The 14,594-nt window shown below is 60.7% G+C and carries 18 protein-coding genes and 1 other annotated feature; of the genes, 1 reads left to right on the top strand and 17 read right to left on the bottom strand.

Features of this window, described 5'->3' with window-relative positions; genetic code table 11:
- Positions 1-44 precede the first annotated feature (44 nt).
- From I6L49_RS11040 to I6L49_RS11120, 17 genes are all read right to left on the bottom strand, one after another.
- The gene (locus I6L49_RS11040; protein ID WP_005358607.1) at positions 45-584 is read right to left on the bottom strand and encodes a DUF3833 domain-containing protein; all 540 of its coding nucleotides are present in this window, start codon (positions 582-584) and stop codon (positions 45-47) included.
- A gap of 14 nt (positions 585-598) precedes the next feature.
- The gene (locus I6L49_RS11045) at positions 599-1,141 is read right to left on the bottom strand and encodes a chalcone isomerase family protein (RefSeq protein WP_216949540.1); all 543 of its coding nucleotides are present in this window, start codon (positions 1,139-1,141) and stop codon (positions 599-601) included.
- On the bottom strand, positions 1,098-1,319 hold the full coding sequence (locus I6L49_RS11050; protein WP_216949541.1) for a TIGR02450 family Trp-rich protein: 222 nt from the start codon (positions 1,317-1,319) through the stop codon (positions 1,098-1,100). Before I6L49_RS11050 ends, I6L49_RS11045 begins: the two co-directional genes overlap by 44 nt.
- Complete coding sequence (locus I6L49_RS11055) at positions 1,316-1,792, bottom strand: DUF2878 domain-containing protein (RefSeq protein ID WP_216949542.1); 477 nt, start codon at positions 1,790-1,792, stop codon at positions 1,316-1,318. Before I6L49_RS11055 ends, I6L49_RS11050 begins: the two co-directional genes overlap by 4 nt.
- Before the next feature lie 2 nt (positions 1,793-1,794).
- A complete protein-coding gene (locus I6L49_RS11060) occupies positions 1,795-3,051 on the bottom strand; it encodes a cyclopropane-fatty-acyl-phospholipid synthase family protein (protein ID WP_216949543.1) in 1,257 nt (418 codons plus the stop codon).
- Positions 3,051-3,833: a DUF1365 domain-containing protein gene (locus tag I6L49_RS11065; RefSeq protein WP_158112034.1), complete on the bottom strand. Its 783-nt coding sequence runs from the start codon at positions 3,831-3,833 to the stop codon at positions 3,051-3,053. Before I6L49_RS11065 ends, I6L49_RS11060 begins: the two co-directional genes overlap by 1 nt.
- The gene (locus I6L49_RS11070) at positions 3,830-5,089 is read right to left on the bottom strand and encodes an NAD(P)/FAD-dependent oxidoreductase (RefSeq protein WP_107682467.1); all 1,260 of its coding nucleotides are present in this window, start codon (positions 5,087-5,089) and stop codon (positions 3,830-3,832) included. Before I6L49_RS11070 ends, I6L49_RS11065 begins: the two co-directional genes overlap by 4 nt.
- The gene (locus tag I6L49_RS11075) at positions 5,086-5,820 is read right to left on the bottom strand and encodes an SDR family NAD(P)-dependent oxidoreductase (protein WP_216949544.1); all 735 of its coding nucleotides are present in this window, start codon (positions 5,818-5,820) and stop codon (positions 5,086-5,088) included. The genes I6L49_RS11070 and I6L49_RS11075 overlap by 4 nt, the downstream gene beginning before the upstream one ends.
- The gene (locus I6L49_RS11080) at positions 5,817-6,245 is read right to left on the bottom strand and encodes a nuclear transport factor 2 family protein (protein WP_216949545.1); all 429 of its coding nucleotides are present in this window, start codon (positions 6,243-6,245) and stop codon (positions 5,817-5,819) included. Before I6L49_RS11080 ends, I6L49_RS11075 begins: the two co-directional genes overlap by 4 nt.
- 1 nt (position 6,246) lies before the next feature.
- Positions 6,247-7,668 (bottom strand): deoxyribodipyrimidine photo-lyase, encoded by a 1,422-nt coding sequence (phrB, locus tag I6L49_RS11085; RefSeq protein ID WP_216949546.1) that lies wholly within the window; start codon positions 7,666-7,668, stop codon positions 6,247-6,249.
- The gene (locus I6L49_RS11090) at positions 7,665-8,552 is read right to left on the bottom strand and encodes a MerR family transcriptional regulator (RefSeq protein WP_216949547.1); all 888 of its coding nucleotides are present in this window, start codon (positions 8,550-8,552) and stop codon (positions 7,665-7,667) included. The genes phrB and I6L49_RS11090 overlap by 4 nt, the downstream gene beginning before the upstream one ends.
- 69 nt (positions 8,553-8,621) lie before the next feature.
- Positions 8,622-9,569 (bottom strand): DUF523 and DUF1722 domain-containing protein, encoded by a 948-nt coding sequence (locus I6L49_RS11095; RefSeq protein ID WP_005343644.1) that lies wholly within the window; start codon positions 9,567-9,569, stop codon positions 8,622-8,624.
- Between the two features lie 180 nt (positions 9,570-9,749).
- On the bottom strand, positions 9,750-10,391 hold the full coding sequence (locus I6L49_RS11100; protein ID WP_005338693.1) for an autotransporter: 642 nt from the start codon (positions 10,389-10,391) through the stop codon (positions 9,750-9,752).
- 189 nt (positions 10,392-10,580) lie between these two features.
- Positions 10,581-11,153: a DUF3157 family protein gene (locus I6L49_RS11105; RefSeq protein WP_216949548.1), complete on the bottom strand. Its 573-nt coding sequence runs from the start codon at positions 11,151-11,153 to the stop codon at positions 10,581-10,583.
- A gap of 106 nt (positions 11,154-11,259) precedes the next feature.
- Positions 11,260-12,096 carry a hypothetical protein gene (locus I6L49_RS11110; protein ID WP_042080710.1) on the bottom strand — a complete coding sequence of 279 codons (837 nt, stop codon included), beginning with the start codon at positions 12,094-12,096 and terminating at the stop codon, positions 11,260-11,262.
- A 79-nt stretch (positions 12,097-12,175) separates the two neighbouring features.
- Entirely contained in the window at positions 12,176-12,454 is a 279-nt protein-coding gene (locus tag I6L49_RS11115; RefSeq protein WP_005338699.1) for a DUF6482 family protein, read from the bottom strand.
- Positions 12,455-12,472: 18 nt separating this feature from the next.
- Positions 12,473-13,084 carry an HAD family phosphatase gene (locus I6L49_RS11120; protein WP_058058235.1) on the bottom strand — a complete coding sequence of 204 codons (612 nt, stop codon included), beginning with the start codon at positions 13,082-13,084 and terminating at the stop codon, positions 12,473-12,475.
- A gap of 170 nt (positions 13,085-13,254) precedes the next feature.
- Positions 13,255-13,376 (top strand) — a sequence feature (Phe leader region).
- Positions 13,377-13,414: 38 nt separating this feature from the next.
- Between I6L49_RS11120 and pheA the strand changes: the two genes are divergently transcribed.
- Positions 13,415-14,587, top strand: a complete 1,173-nt coding sequence (pheA, locus tag I6L49_RS11125) for a prephenate dehydratase (protein ID WP_216949549.1) — start codon at positions 13,415-13,417, stop codon at positions 14,585-14,587.
- Positions 14,588-14,594: the final 7 nt, after the last annotated feature.

A 14,594-nucleotide genomic window follows, 5' to 3' on the forward strand; every position in this document is an offset into this window, starting at 1 on the left:
CGCCATCGGCGCGCTTTTTACTGGGAGTTATCTTGCATTAACGGTCAGGGTTGACGTTCGATATAGAGGATCACCTCACCCAGATGGATACCGAACTTGCTGATCTCGGCACGATTGATCAGACGCTCTTCGTCCAGCAGGTACATCCAGTCATCGAAGCTCACCCGCACCACCTCGCCATCCGGTAGCGCCAGATCGAGCTGATAACGCCAGTTGAGGGCGAACCCTTCGCTTTTACCCACCGCCTCGCCCACCACATCGGAAGCAGTACCGCGCCAATGACCATCATCGCCCTTGCTCAGATACCAGGTACGGGTCTGCTCGCGGCCATCATCAAAGTAGAACTGCTCGAACAGCTCTCCCTTGCCGTCCTTCCAACGACCCACCATCTCGACCCGAAAGCGACTGGTCACTTCGCCGCTGCGGTCGGTCACCAGGCCGTGAGCCACCAGTTTGCCATTGAAGAAACGGGCGAGATCCCAGTTTGGCCCCTGCCCACGATAGTCATCGAGACTGGCACCACAGCCACTCAGCAGCAAAAAGGGGAGCAACAGCAACCAGCGGTATGCACGATAGAAAGACATCAGAGACTCCATGTTCAGGGTTGGCCACGCAGGCGGCGGGTCAGGGCGGGATCGCGGCTGTTGTCAGCCAGCCAGATGGCGAGAAAAGCGGCCGAGAATTGCGGATCGGCCAGAGTCCCGAGGGACTTCTCCTGCCACCAGAAGTGGCCTGCCCCGCCCTTGTCGACATAGAAGGTGAGCTTGTCGCCTGCCTGCACATCGGGCCAGAGTGCAGCGAGCTGGCCGAGCCAGCGCTGACGCTCGACCTCAGTGCCAAGACCGAGCCGCTGCCACTCGGCGGCGGTGGCGCTCAGCAGATCTTGCCGCTCGATGGATCTGGCATAGGTGAGGGTCAGTGCCTGTGGATAGTGACCGGGCTGATAGCGCCCGTTCGCACTGTAGAGGGTGGCATCGTAGAGCTTGAACCAGAGCCAGTTCATCTCCCCCTGCCCGACCGGGCGCAGCTGCTGCCAGGGGGCGGCAGAAGCCTGCACAGCGGTTGCAGCCAAGAGCGTAAACGCCAAAAGCAGCGGGTTAATTCCACCCCATATGCCAGTGGTTGGGGTCTTCCAGTTCATGCCAGTCCATCTCCTGTTCCTGCAGGGTGTTGATATCCTGCATCACCACCTGCACCAGCCGACCTTGCGCATCCCGCTGGCAGGCAACCACCAGATAGAAGCGATCCGCGAGCTCATGCTGGCCCTCTTTGGTCCATTTGGAAAAAAGCAACGAGTCGGTCGAAAAGGTGTTTGTCATGACTCACCCTCCAGCTTGACCATTACCCACAGGAGTACGGGTAACCACCACATCCAGATCACTGCCAGCAGCGCCGTGCTGATCCAGATGCCCCAGGGTAAGTTTACTGCCCCCATGGCGGCCGCCGCCACATAGGAGGAAGCACCGCCAAATACGCCAAACAGCGCCTGCTGCCAGCGAGGCAAGCGCAGCAGCCAGCGCATACCGTGGGCCAGCGTCAGGGCAAAACCGAGCCAGAGCAGCACCAGCCAGAGGGGAAAACCGGACGGGAACCTGAACAGGCCGAGCTGCCAGAGCAGGACATCCAGCAGACAGCCAGCAACCGCGATGGGGAGCAGCAGCCAGTCACGCAGGCGGCTGGGTGAGAAGATAAAGTGCAGCAGCAACATTGCCAGCAGCGGGCCCGGCTGCTGCCACTTCACCGCCAGCAACCAGTAGAGGTTGAACCCCAGCAGGTGAGCCCACTGCCACATGGTCAGTGACCGCTTACTGGCACATCACCCGACCAGCCAGCGGGCCCCGGCTTGGCGGCCTCCAGCTGCACCAGACTGATGCTGCGCTCCCAGAATCCCCCTTCGCAATAGGCAAAGTAGAAGTGCCACAACCGGATGAAATCCTGGCTGTAACCGAGCTTGGGCAGCTCGGGCGCCAACGCCAGAAACCGCTCGCACCAGTGAGCCAGGGTGCGGGCATAGTGATGGCCGTGATCATGCAGCCGCACCAGCTGCATGTCGGTCTCCCGCGCCAGCAGCCCCGCCATCTGGGTGACGCTCGGCAGGCAGCCACCGGGGAAGATATAGCGCTGGATGAAATCAACCCCGCGCAGATACTGGGCATGGCGCTGATCGGCGATGGTGATGGCCTGAATCAGCAGGCGGCCACCGGGCTTGAGCAGCCGCGACAGCTGGCGGAAATAGTCGGGCAGGAAGGCGTGACCCACCGCCTCGATCATCTCGATGGAGACCAGCTTGTCATAGGTCCCCTCCAGCTTGCGGTAATCTTCCAGCAGCAAGGTGATGCGATCCCCCAGCCCCTCCCGCGCAATCCACTCCTTGGCATAGTCATGCTGGGCCCGGGAGATGGTAGTAGTGGTCACCCGGCAGCCATAGTGGCGGGCGGCATAGACAGCGAGGCCGCCCCAGCCGGTGCCGATCTCCAGCAGATGATCGTCAGGCCCCAGCTCCAGCCGCTCGCAGATGGTGCGCAGCTTGGCCTGCTGCCCCTCTTCCAAAGTGGCCTCGGCGCTCGGATAGATGGCGCTCGAGTACTGCATATGGCTGTCGAGAAACCCCTGATAGAGGGTATTGCCGAGATCGTAGTGGGCGGCGATGTTGGAGCGCGAACCGGTCAGGGTATTGCGGTTGAGCCAGTGGCGCACCTTGTTGAAGGGGAAACTGAGCCAGCCAAGGCGCCGCTCGAGGGAGTCGAGCAGGGTCAGGTTGCGGGCCAGCAGCCGCACCAGCGCCACCGGATCCGGGCTGGTCCAGAGCCCCTCCACCCAGGTTTCCCCAGCGGCAATGCTGCCCCCCAGCAACAGGCGACGATAGAAGGCAGGATCCTGCACCACCAGTTCGGCATGCAGATCGGTGCCCGCGACGCCAAAGCTGTGGCGCTCACCGCCATCCCGCAGCAGCAGCTGGCCATGTTCGAGGCGACCCAGCAGATTGAGCAGCAGTTGTCTTGCCCCCTTGTCGATGAAAGAGGCAGAGAGGGTTGATTGAGCAAGTTCCATTAGCGGCTCTCCGGATGGGTAAATATCGGGGTTCGTTTGATAAATAGACGCAGGGCCTGCCAGTAGATCCCGAGCAGCACCTTCATGGTCATCCAGGGCCAGCGTGCCAGCAGGGCCACCAGCCCCTTGCGCGACAAGGGTTCGCGAGTGAGCGCCAGGGTTGCGTCAAACAGCTTGGCTTCACCGGATACGGGATGACTCTCGATATGGATCAGTGTCTCCTGTGCGGGCGGCCTGATCCGCCAGTGATAACGCATCGCCAGCCCCATAAAGGGGGAGACGTGAAAATCCTTGTCATGGGGTGCCAGCGCCGCCAAATCCAGCAGGTAGTAGTGACGCTCGTTCCAGGGGGTGTTCGACACCTCTGCCAGCAGATAGCGCGCCTCGCCCTGCCGGTAGCAGAAGTAGAAGTTGACCGGGCTGAAGTAGAACCCCAGACAGCGCACATTGCCGAGAAGCAGTACCCGCCCCTCGGGCTCGGCATCTCCACCCAGTTCGCCCACCTTCTGCCACACCGCCTGCTTGAGGCTCCCCTCACTCCCCTTGAGATAGTCATGGCGGTGAAACGAGAGCAGCCCCGAACGCTCAACTCCGAACCAGCGCCCCTGATCGAGCTGCGGCAGCTCGTCGAGATCCAGTCCCAGCATAAAAAGGCTGTAGGAGAAGGCGTGAGCCCGCGGAGCGAAACGGCGGTGGCGTACCGAGCCCTGCCAGATGGCGCTGGTGACGCCAGCCAGTTCGTCGGCACCCTCATGTTCCGTGGCCACGGTGGCGCCGTTCATAGCTCGGCTCCGAAGCGCCTGGCGACATCCAGCGCGCTGCGCACCCCATCCTCATGGAAGCCGTTGTACCAGTAGGCGCCGCAGAAGTGGGTGTGCTGTTGGCCGCAGATCTCCGCACGCCGCTGCTGGGCGGCGATGGAGGCCTGATTGAACACTGGATGGTGGTAGACGAAGCGGCGCAGTACCTTGCTCTCATCCACCTTGCCCTTGGGGTTGAGGCTGACGCAGAAGGGCTCCGGCGAGTTCACCCCCTGCAGGATGTTCATGTTGTAGCTCACCAGTGGCCGCGCCTCATCGTTGCCATCGAGCTGATAGTTCCAGCTGGCCCATGCCTTGCGGCGGGTGGGCAGGCAGCGAGCATCGGTATGGAGCCAGACATCGTTGGCCTGATAGGGCATGTCGCCGAGGATGGCCTGCTCCCGCTCGCCGGGATCCGCCAGCAGCGCCAGCGCCTGATCGCTGTGGCAGGCGAAAATCACCTCGTCAAACCGCTCCTCGCCGTAACTGCTCTGGATCACCACGCCATCCGCGTCCCGCCGTACGCTCTGCACCGGACAGGCGAGGCGGATCTGCGACTGCCAACCCGCGGTAAGGGGGCCGATATATTCCCGCGAGCCACCCGGGATCACGTACCACTGGGGGCGATTGGCCACATCGAGCAGACCGTGGTTGGCAAAAAAGCGCAGGAAGAAGCCAAGGGGGAAGGCGCGCATATCGGCCAGGGTCGATGACCAGATTGCCGCCCCCATCGGCAAGATGTAGTGGCGGGCGAAGTAGTCGCTAAACTCCCCCGCCAGCAAAAAATCCCCCAGGGTCAGCTCGGGGCCAGCCCCCTGATGTTGCCCATCCGCCAGCCAGGCCCGCGCCTCCCGGTTGAATCGCAGGATCTCGGCGACAAAGCCGTAGAAACGGGGACTCAACAGATTGCTGCGCTGGGCAAACAGGGTGTCGAGGTTGTGGCCGTTATACTCCAGCCCCTCCGGGCTCTTCACCGAGAAGCTCATCTCGGCCGGTTGCCGCGCCATGCCGATCCGTGCCAGTAACTTCAAGAAGTTGGGGTAGGTACGATCGTTGAAGACGATAAAGCCGGTGTCGATGGCATAGCTGCGGCCAGCCTGATTCACATCGACGGTCGCTGTGTGCCCCCCCAGAGTCGGCGCCGCCTCGAACAGGGTTATGTCATGGAGTTTGTGGAGCAGAAAACCGGCGGTGAGCCCCGAGATCCCTGAACCGACGATAGCGATCTTTTTCTTCATGAATGGCTTCCTTTCGATACGAGTGCGCGGCCAAGGCGCAGCCAGAGCCCCACCGGCAGCGCACCAAGCAGGCGCAGCAACCAGATGAAACGGCGGGGAAAGTGGATCTGGTTACGACCAGCGGTCAGCCCGTCCATGATGGCACGGGAGGCCTCTTCCACCGTCACCAGACAGGGCATGGGAAAATCATTTTTGGCAGTGAGCGGCGTCTGGACAAAGCCGGGGCGGACCAGGGTCACCCCGATCCCTTTGCTGGCCAAATCGAGGCGCAAGGTATCCGCCAGATAGTCGAGGGCCGCCTTGGAGGCGCCATAGGCCTCGGCTCGTGGCAGCGGCAGCCAGCTCACCGACGAGCTGACGATGGCCAGCCGTGACCCAGCCCCGAGCAACGGCAAGAAGGCGGCCAAAGCATGGCCGGTAGCGGTCAGATTGGTGTCGATGACACGGGCAAACAGCTTGCTGTCAAACCCATCGCCGACATCCATGTACTCGCAGTTGCCTGCGTTGAGGATCAGCAGATCGAGGAATGGCAGCGTAGCAGCCACCCCGTTCATAGCGGCCAGATCCCGGGCATCAAATTGCAGCGGCGTGACGCCATCCAGCCCCAGCGCCTGCAGCCGTTCGCCATCGCGGCCACAACCCCACACCTGCCAGCCTGCCCGCCGGTAATCCAGCGCCAGTTGACGACCGATGCCGGAGGTCGCGCCTGTAATAAGCACCCGGCCGCTCATGCGCCCAGCCTCATCTTGATAGTGCGCACCACTGGCCCGAGCAGCGGCAACTGCTCGTAGAGCATGGCGCCCAGGTCAAAATAGTCCCGGTGCTGGCACACCTTGCCCGCCTCGTCGAATTCGAGGCGGGTGGCCCCCTCCACCGTCACCGGCTCACCACCACGCAATCTGGGGTGAGAGAAGGTCATGGTCCAGCCGAGCCAGGCCTGCTGCCCTTGCAGCTGCTGACTGGTGATGACGAAGCGACAGTAGGCGAGGCGCTGATAGAGAGCGGCAAAATAGTCGCCAAGGGCCGCCAGCCCCTCGATACGGTGGGCCGGATCGGTAAAGAGCACCTGTTCGGCATAGACCTCGGGCAAGCGGTGCAACTGCTGTTTGTCCAATTGCTGATAGAGGCCAATAAAGCGGGCCAGCGGCTCGTTCATCCTATTTCTCCAGAGAGCGAAACATCTCGATGGCTCTCACCCGGGCAACGGCGTGATCCACCATGGGAGCCGGATAATCCTGTCGCCCCTTGAGTCGCAGCCAGTCGTGGGGCTGATGCACATAAGCGGCAGGAATATCGGCCAGTTCAGTTACCCAGGTACGGATAAACTCCCCTTGTGGATCAAATCGTTGCCCCTGAGTGGTGGGGTTGAACACCCGAAAATAGGGCGCCGCATCGGCGCCGGTACCCGCCGCCCACTGCCAGCCGCCGTTGTTGGCCGCCAGATCGCCGTCGATCAACCGACTCATGAAGTAATCCTCCCCAAGCCGCCAGTGGATATGGAGATCCTTGGTGAGAAAACTCGCTACTATCATCCGCAGCCGGTTGTGCATCCAGCCGGTGGCGTTGAGACAGCGCATCGCCGCATCGACGATGGGGTAGCCGGTTCGTCCCTCGCACCAGGCGGCGAAGGCATCCGGATCCCAACTCCACGGCAAGTCCGCCGTCTCAGGCTTGAAGGGGCGATTCATGGAGAGGGTCGGGATCAGTACCAGCAGGTGGCGATAGAACTCGCGCCAGATGAGCTCATTGAGCCAGACAAAGCCGGGCTGGGCTTTCGACTGGGGTCGATAGCCCAGCCGCTGCTGGAGCGCCGCCACGCACTGACGCGGGCTGATGATGCCCGCCGCCAGATAGGGGGAGAGCACGGACGTGCCTGCGATGGCAGGAAAATCCCGGGTCTCGCCATAGTCGAGCACTGCCTGCTCCAGAAAAATGTTCAAACGACGCAGAGCTTCCACCTCCCCCACTGGCCAGCGGGGATCAGGCGTCAGCTCGCCGAGCGCCTCATCAACCCACGCACGTTCGACCAGCGGCTGCCACGGCAACGGCTCGCCACGGGGCGCTGGGGCGCGATGAATGACAAAACCATCCTCGTCGAGAGCCTTGAGCCAGGCACGGCTGAAGGGGGTGAAGACTTTGAACATCTCCCCCGACCCGGTCAGCACACGCCCCGGCGGCAACACGCAGCAGCCGTTGAACCAGTGACAGCTCACCGCCTGCTCTGCCAGTGCGGCAGTGACGGTGTGGTCACGACGCAGCTCATCGATCTCGATGGCTTGATTGGCGTAGAGCTGGGTTACGCCCAGCTCGCGGCAAAGATCTGCCAGCGCTGCTGGCACCTCGGCAAAGGTCTCCACTCGCAGCAGATGAAGCGGGATGCCGAGCGCCGCCAGCTCGCGGCCCAATTCATTCACCTGCGCCAACATAAAGCGCTGACGGATGGGGGCCATTTTGTGCTGCCGCCACTGGGTGGGGGAGATGATAAAGAGCGCGGCGACCGGTTCATCACCGGCGCAGGCATGCCGCAGCGCGGGGTTGTCAGCAAGACGCAGATCGTGGCGAAACCAGACCAGCTTCATGATTTTTTCCTCCCGCGTCCGCTGGTGCCAGCAGCATCTGGGGCATCCGCCATCAGCTCGGCAAGGCTCGCCTGCCAACCGTGTGCTTTCAGCCACTCATCGTCGTAGAGACGACCCAGTTCGCCAAACAGGCGCGTGCCTGCGGGCCACCCGGCGGCCAGCTCCTGTTTGCCAAGACCGGCTCCCAGCAATACCAGCCAGGGGGTAACGGCACGCCCCTCCAGCAAGCTGGCATGGCGCGGCTCGACCGCCCCCAGCAGTTGCACCTCATAACCCTGACCGATCAACTCGTAGGCGGCCCAGACCAGATCGAGGGGGCCAACCTGTCCCCAGCTCACCAAGGTGATCGGCACGCCCTTCTCCTGCTCGATCAGGTGGCGGGCGAAGCGGGTATGGAGCCAGCCCAGCCACACCTGTTGCAGCAGCTCGCCATCGGGCCGCTCGCGCCACAGCCCCAGCAACCGCTCCACCAGCGGTTGCAGTATCCGGCGGCGCACCAGCTCGAACGGGTAGCTCGCCAGCAGATCGTTGAGCTCGGACTCCGCCTTGCGCTGGTTGAAGGCAAGCAGCGCCTGACTGAACTGCTCCAGAGTCTGCTGCCAGTGATCGCTCACCGGCTCGGAATGGGGTTCGCTCAAGAGCCCCTTCACCTGCCCGATACTCACCCCCCGCTCCAGCCAGCTCAGGATCTCGCCGATATGGCGAATATCCTGCTCGCTGTAGAGGCGGTGGCCCTTTTCGGTACGGGCCGGCTGCACCAGACCGTAGCGACGCTGCCAGGCGCGCAGGGTCACGGCGTTGACGCCGGTGAGGCGGGAGACCTCGCGAATGGGGTAGATCCCCTCATCAGCCAGAGGAGCAACTTCTTGCGGTAAATCAGACATGACAACGTCCATCAAACAGAGGGGTAAAGCCCCCCGGCGCAAACCATGCGCCGGGGCAACAGAACGGATTCAGAGCCCGTAACGCAGCTTGAGCGTATCGGGGTGGGGATTGAGATAAACCTGCTCGGCGAGATAGGGGTTGGGGTACTCGCGCAGGTAGTGACGGATCAGGGTGAGCGGCACCAGCAAGGGGAAGATACCGGTGCGGTACTTGTCGATGGTATCGGCAAGCTCCTGCTTCTGGGCCGGGGTCAGCACCCGCTTGAAGTAGCCCTGCAGGTGCATCAGCACATTGGTGTGGCTGCGACGGTTGGCCCGCAGGGTCAGCGCCGTCATCAATCCCTTGATGTAGTTGTCGGCCACCTCCTGCAAATTGGTGGACTTGCCCAGATTGCCGAGCAGCTTGCCGAGCGCCCTGTAGTGGGTGGTGGCATGGGAGAGCACCAGATACTTGTAGCGGGAGTGGAAGCGGATCAGCGCAGAGGCAGTGATACCACGCGCACAGAGCTGCTGCCAGTCGTGGTAGGCGAAGACCCTCAGCACGAAGTTCTCCCGCAGGATGGGATCACAGAGCCGACCATCCTCTTCCACCGGCAGCAGGGGGTTGGCCTCCATCAACGCCTTGGCAAAGAGGCCGATCCCCTCCTTGGCGCTCCCCTCGTTGTTGGCGCCATAGACCTTGACCCGCTCCATACCGCAGCTGGGTGATTTGGCACAGAGGATATAACCGGAGATGAAGTCGAGCTGGCGTGCCTTCTGCTCGCTGAAGGCAATCAGCTTTTCGGTGACATCGAAACTACCGTTGCTCGCCTCGGCACGGATCTCGCCGTTGCGCTTGACCAGCCGGATGGCGGCGCGAGGCGCCCCTAGACCAATGGCCATCTCGGGACAGACGGGGTGATAGTCAAAGTGAGCGCCAAGATCCCGTTCGCAGAAGCTGGAGCGCTTGTGGCCCCCATCGAAACGTACCTCTTGTCCCAGCAGGCAGGCACTGATACCGACTTTAATCTTGTACATGATGACGCTCCTTGTATAAGCATTGATTCAGTTATAGCAGTTATACAAAAAAATGAAAGTTGTATAACTATTTGCGACTGATACGACACAAGGAGAAAAAAGGGATCACCGGAAAAAGAAAAAACCCATGGCGAACGCCATGGGTAAAAAACAAGACACTACGGACTACGGGAAGGAAAATTAGAAGCTGTACTTCACACCCAGGCTGGAGATGGAACCTTTTTGCAGATCCCAGTTGCGATAGGTGTAATCGGCTGTCAGTGCCCAGTTCTGGTTGAGCTTGTAGGCACCGCCCACCTTGAAGTCGTGCATATCATCGGTCATGTTGGCGTAGCGGTAGGCAGTGGAGAGCTCGACATTACCGATGTCATAGCGCAGACCCACTTCACCGTACATGCTGCCGCTATCTTTGCGAGCAACAGCATCCCACCCTTTGTTAGCGATATCGCTGGCAAGTTCACGCTCCAGCATGTAGCCGGTCAAACCGGTTTCACCGTAGAGGTTCAGACCCGTGCTCAGCGGGGTAAATACACCGACACCGATGCTGGAGATCGACATGCTGTCGTTGCCGTTGCTGCGAGAGGTGTATTCAGTGCTGCCGCGACCATAGAAATTGGAGCCGAAGCTCTTGGAGAGATCCAGGCTCAGACCGCCAAAATCACGGGTTCCTTTGCTGTCATTGCTGAAGGTACCGTTGAGATAGTCGGATTTGGTGTGCGCCCAGGTAGCCGCGCCCTTGGCATAGCTGAAGGCATCCTGCGCCATGACGGAAGTAGAGGCAAACCCGGCCAGAACCAGAAGAGAGACAGTTGCTTTTTTCATGATGATAACTCCATGTGATTGGGCCCGTTGCTAGCGAGCTGGTATGGAGTCATTGTGCGATCAGGTTCCCGGCTTGCCGAGCTGCAAGCTGTTGCAGAACCATGTCAGATGTAAGCAGATATTGCAGGGGGTGTCAGCGGCAACAAGTTGCCGGCCCACACGGTTTGCATGGGCCGGAACAACGCCAAATCAGCGAAAGACCACCTCGTCAATTTCAACCCGCACCAGTGGTTGACCGGTCAATCCGGCAGGACGGGGGATCTCGAGGGCCAGCGACGGACGGGCTTGCCCCTTGCGCAGATAGGTCTCCGGCAGGCGGTTCTCGGCAACCCAGAAGCGGGCCTCATGACGGCTCAGCTGCACCCCGTCAGCACTGAACAGGGTCACCATGCCACGCACCCCGACTACATTGCGGGTACCGGTATTGCTCACCATAAAGGTCAGCACCAGCGGGTCAGATCCCTCGCTCTTGTCCAGCTTGACCACCACACCGTCACGCGCCATCTGGGCAAGCAGGTCCGGATTGGCCTTGGCCTGATCGGTCAACACCGGGGCCGCGACGGCCACCACGGCCCCAGCCTTCCCATCGGCAGCCACGCCCTGCACAGGCTCGGCCGGTTTGACCACCAGATACTCCCAGGTGAAGTCGTCGTTGAGCTGAACCTGCCGGCCATCGGGCAGCGTCACCTGAGAAAGAGGGGCAGCCTGCGCCAATACGGGGGAGAGGCACAGGGCAATCAGCAGACGGGAGAAGGGTTTCATAGGGCGAAGCTCGGTAACGGGTGAAAGGGCGACAGTATAAACAGTCCCGTCGCCCCTTGCCTATGACAGCACTCACGTTCTGGCACCCGCATCGCTTGCCCGCAGGCTAGATGGCGAGATCGTGCCGCTCTTTCTGAGCCATATCCAGGGTCACCAGATCGAACTTGCTCCCCTTGAGGGCAGACAAAATATCCGATTGCATATCAAAGGCCTGCGCACGCTGATGCTCTGGCAGACGCACCCGGGCCAGGGTGGTGGAGCAGTCGCACAGGGTATGGAAAAAGACCTGTGCCTCGTCCAGCCCCATGTCGGCCAGCATCTGCTCTGCCTGATCCACCATTCGCAGATAACGCTGCTCAAGCTGCCGTGGATTGGTGAAGCGATTGCTGAGGCAACCGTTGCTCCCTTTGCCCCAACGACCGAGCTGACGCTTGTTGAAGCCGTAACGATAATCGCGACGCATCAATCCGTTGTCGGCAAAAAACCAGATTGAGTTGGCAGGCAGAGACCCGAACTGGGCAAGATAATCATCACGCTCCTCCACCGCTGCCGGAACCAGCAACGGCAGATGAGTCCATTCCGGACGAGTCTGCACATACTCACCAATACGGCGAACCGGGTCGATCAGCCCTTCAATATTTGGCAGGCGATCGCAAAAGACGATCTCGTCACTCTTGATGACCCAGTGATCGATGCCATAACGCTGGCAATAACGGCGGGCTCGGGCCACTTCGCTGCGACTGCGGGTCGGATTATCGAGGGTAATTGCGTGGATTTTCACACCGGCAGCGCGGCACAGCTCGATGCTGTAGCAGGATTCCAACCGTCCCGAAAAAGAGACAACCAGCTCGTCAAAACTTGCCAGTCGCTCAATCAGCAGCTGTTCCCTGGCTTGAAAAGAGTGATCATATCCCTGATTCAGTACAACTACATTGGCACCCATTAAACAGCTCCGGATGATGAACAGGTGCAGTATTGTGCGGCAAACAAACTGAATAGACCCTTAAAGAGTCTGGTTAAAATTAAAACTTGATGATTATTTCCTGTGATTCTGCTGCTAAATCTTCATTTTGGGCGTCATAAATTCGTAATCTTGCTTGGTGCACCCGATGGGCTCGCAAGAAACCCTGCGCCTGATCCAGCGAGGTGAAGGTCAGGCGCCCTCCCTCACTGTCGGTCAGGCAGAGGCACTCCCCTTCTGCCTCAACACAGAGCTGATAACCGCTGCCATCCTTGCAGGCGATGATCAGGGTCGCCTCGGGATAGTGACTGAGCCAATTGCGAAACCGGCCATGCTCCATAGTGCTCCTAGAGGGGCATCACCCCTTGCCGGTGGCGGGCAAACAGCCCAGCTCACCCAGTTGCTGGCGGCAACTCGCCGCGTCGGTAAAGACGATCCCCCTGATACCGAGGGCCTCGGCGGCCGCGATGTTAGCGGGACTGTCATCGATGAAGAGGCACTCTGCCGGTTTCAGATCGAACGACACCAGCAGATAGCGGTAGATATCCGGCTCCGGCTTCATCATCCGTACCCGCGCCGAGACCACCTTGCCGCTAAAGAAGCGCCAGAAATCCTGATGCTGCTCCAACCAGTCGATACTGGCATGACCCATGTTGGAGAGGGCATAAAGAGTGTGCCCCGCCCCGTGCAGCTCGGCTATCAGGGTTAGCATAGCGGGATCTGGCAGCAGAGAGGCCGGAACGGCCTGTAAAATGGCCAGATTCTGTGCCGCCGAGAGGCCGGTGCGCGCTTGCGCTTCCCGGGCCATGGTGTGGAGCGACATGGTGCCTCTGTCTACCTCCAGCCAATCCGGGTGGTTAAATAGCTGCTCGGCCAACTGTTCGGCTCCTTGCGGGCCACGCACGGAACGCACTATGCCTACCGGATCCCAGCTCACAACCACCCGTCCCAGATCGAAAATAATCGCCATCGTCTTTACCTCCCCCACTGGGTTTCAGTCATAAAAACAGAGTCAATAGAACATCGCTCATATGCCATTTTCTTAACCGGATACCCTGCCCCCATCCCCGCCCGCGGGCAAGTTTTACTTGCATCAGACCGGCAAATCCCTTAATGGTTATGACGTTACTTCAAGGACACACCTATGCACGCACCATTCTTCTTTGCTTTCTCGTTTATCCGGCCCGCTTGAGGGAAGGCCTGTCGTCGTGTGAACAGAAAGCAAAGACGAATCAAGCCTCCCCTAGCGGAGGCTTTTTTTTGCATCAATATCAATCGATTAATTGGATAGGGAACCATCATGGCAACGCTCGACGAGATCAGACAAGACATCACCCGGTTGGATCAGGAGCTGCTTGCCCTGCTGGCAAAACGCAAGACCCTCAGCATCGAGGTAGCCCGAGCCAAGCAAGCCAACCCGCGCCCCATCCGTGACCACCAGCGCGAGCAGGAGCTGCTGGTCGCCCTGATCCAGCAAGGCCGCGTGCTGGGGCTGGATGCCCAGTACATCACCCGCATCTACCACACCATCATCGAGGACTCGGTGCTCTCCCAGCAGGCCTATCTGCAGAGCCTGCTCAACCCGGAGCAGCAGGAGCCGATGACCAGCGTCGCCTATCTGGGACCGCGCGGTTCTTACTCCAGCCTGGCCGCCCGCAAATATCTGGCGCGCTACAAGGATCAGGTGATCGAGGTGAACTGCCAGAACTTCCGCGAAGTGCTGGATGCGGTGGAGTCGGGTCGCGCCGCCTTTGGCGTACTGCCCATCGAGAACACCAGCTCGGGCTCCATCAACGAAGTCTATGACGTGATGCAGCACACCAGCCTCTCCATCGTTGGCGAGCTGACCTATCCCATCGAGCACTGCATTCTCACCGCCGTGCCGACCGAGCTTGGCCGCATCAAGACCTTCTATGCCCACCCGCAGGTGTTCCAGCAGTGCTCCCACTATCTGAGCAAGCTGGAAGGGGCGCGCCACGAGATCTGCGACTCCTCCTCCAGCGCCATGATGAAGGTGAAAGAGCTGGCGAGCGCGGAGGCCGCGGCCATCGGCAGCGCCGCCGGCGGTGAACTCTATGGTCTGGACGTACTGGCCGAGCAGCTCGCCAACCAGAAAGAGAACTACAGCCGCTTCATCGTGGTGGCGCGCAAGCCCATCGACGTGGCACCGCAGATCCCGGCCAAAACCACCCTCATCATGTCCACCTCACAGAAACCGGGTTCGCTGGTTGAGGCGCTGCTGGTGCTGCGCAACCACGAGATCAATATGACCAAGCTCGAATCCCGTCCGGTGCAGGGCAACCCGTGGGAAGAGATGTTCTATCTGGATGTCTCCGCCAACCTGCAGACCCCGGCGATGCAGGCCGCACTGGTGGAGCTGACCAAGATCACCCGCTATATCAAGGTGCTTGGTTGCTACCCGAGCGAGGATGTGAAACCCACCGCAGTGCCGCCGGTGCTGATGGGGAGCTAACCAGACC

The organism is Aeromonas sp. FDAARGOS 1419, assembly GCF_019047045.1.
Classification (GTDB): Bacteria; Pseudomonadota; Gammaproteobacteria; order Enterobacterales; family Aeromonadaceae; genus Aeromonas; species Aeromonas veronii.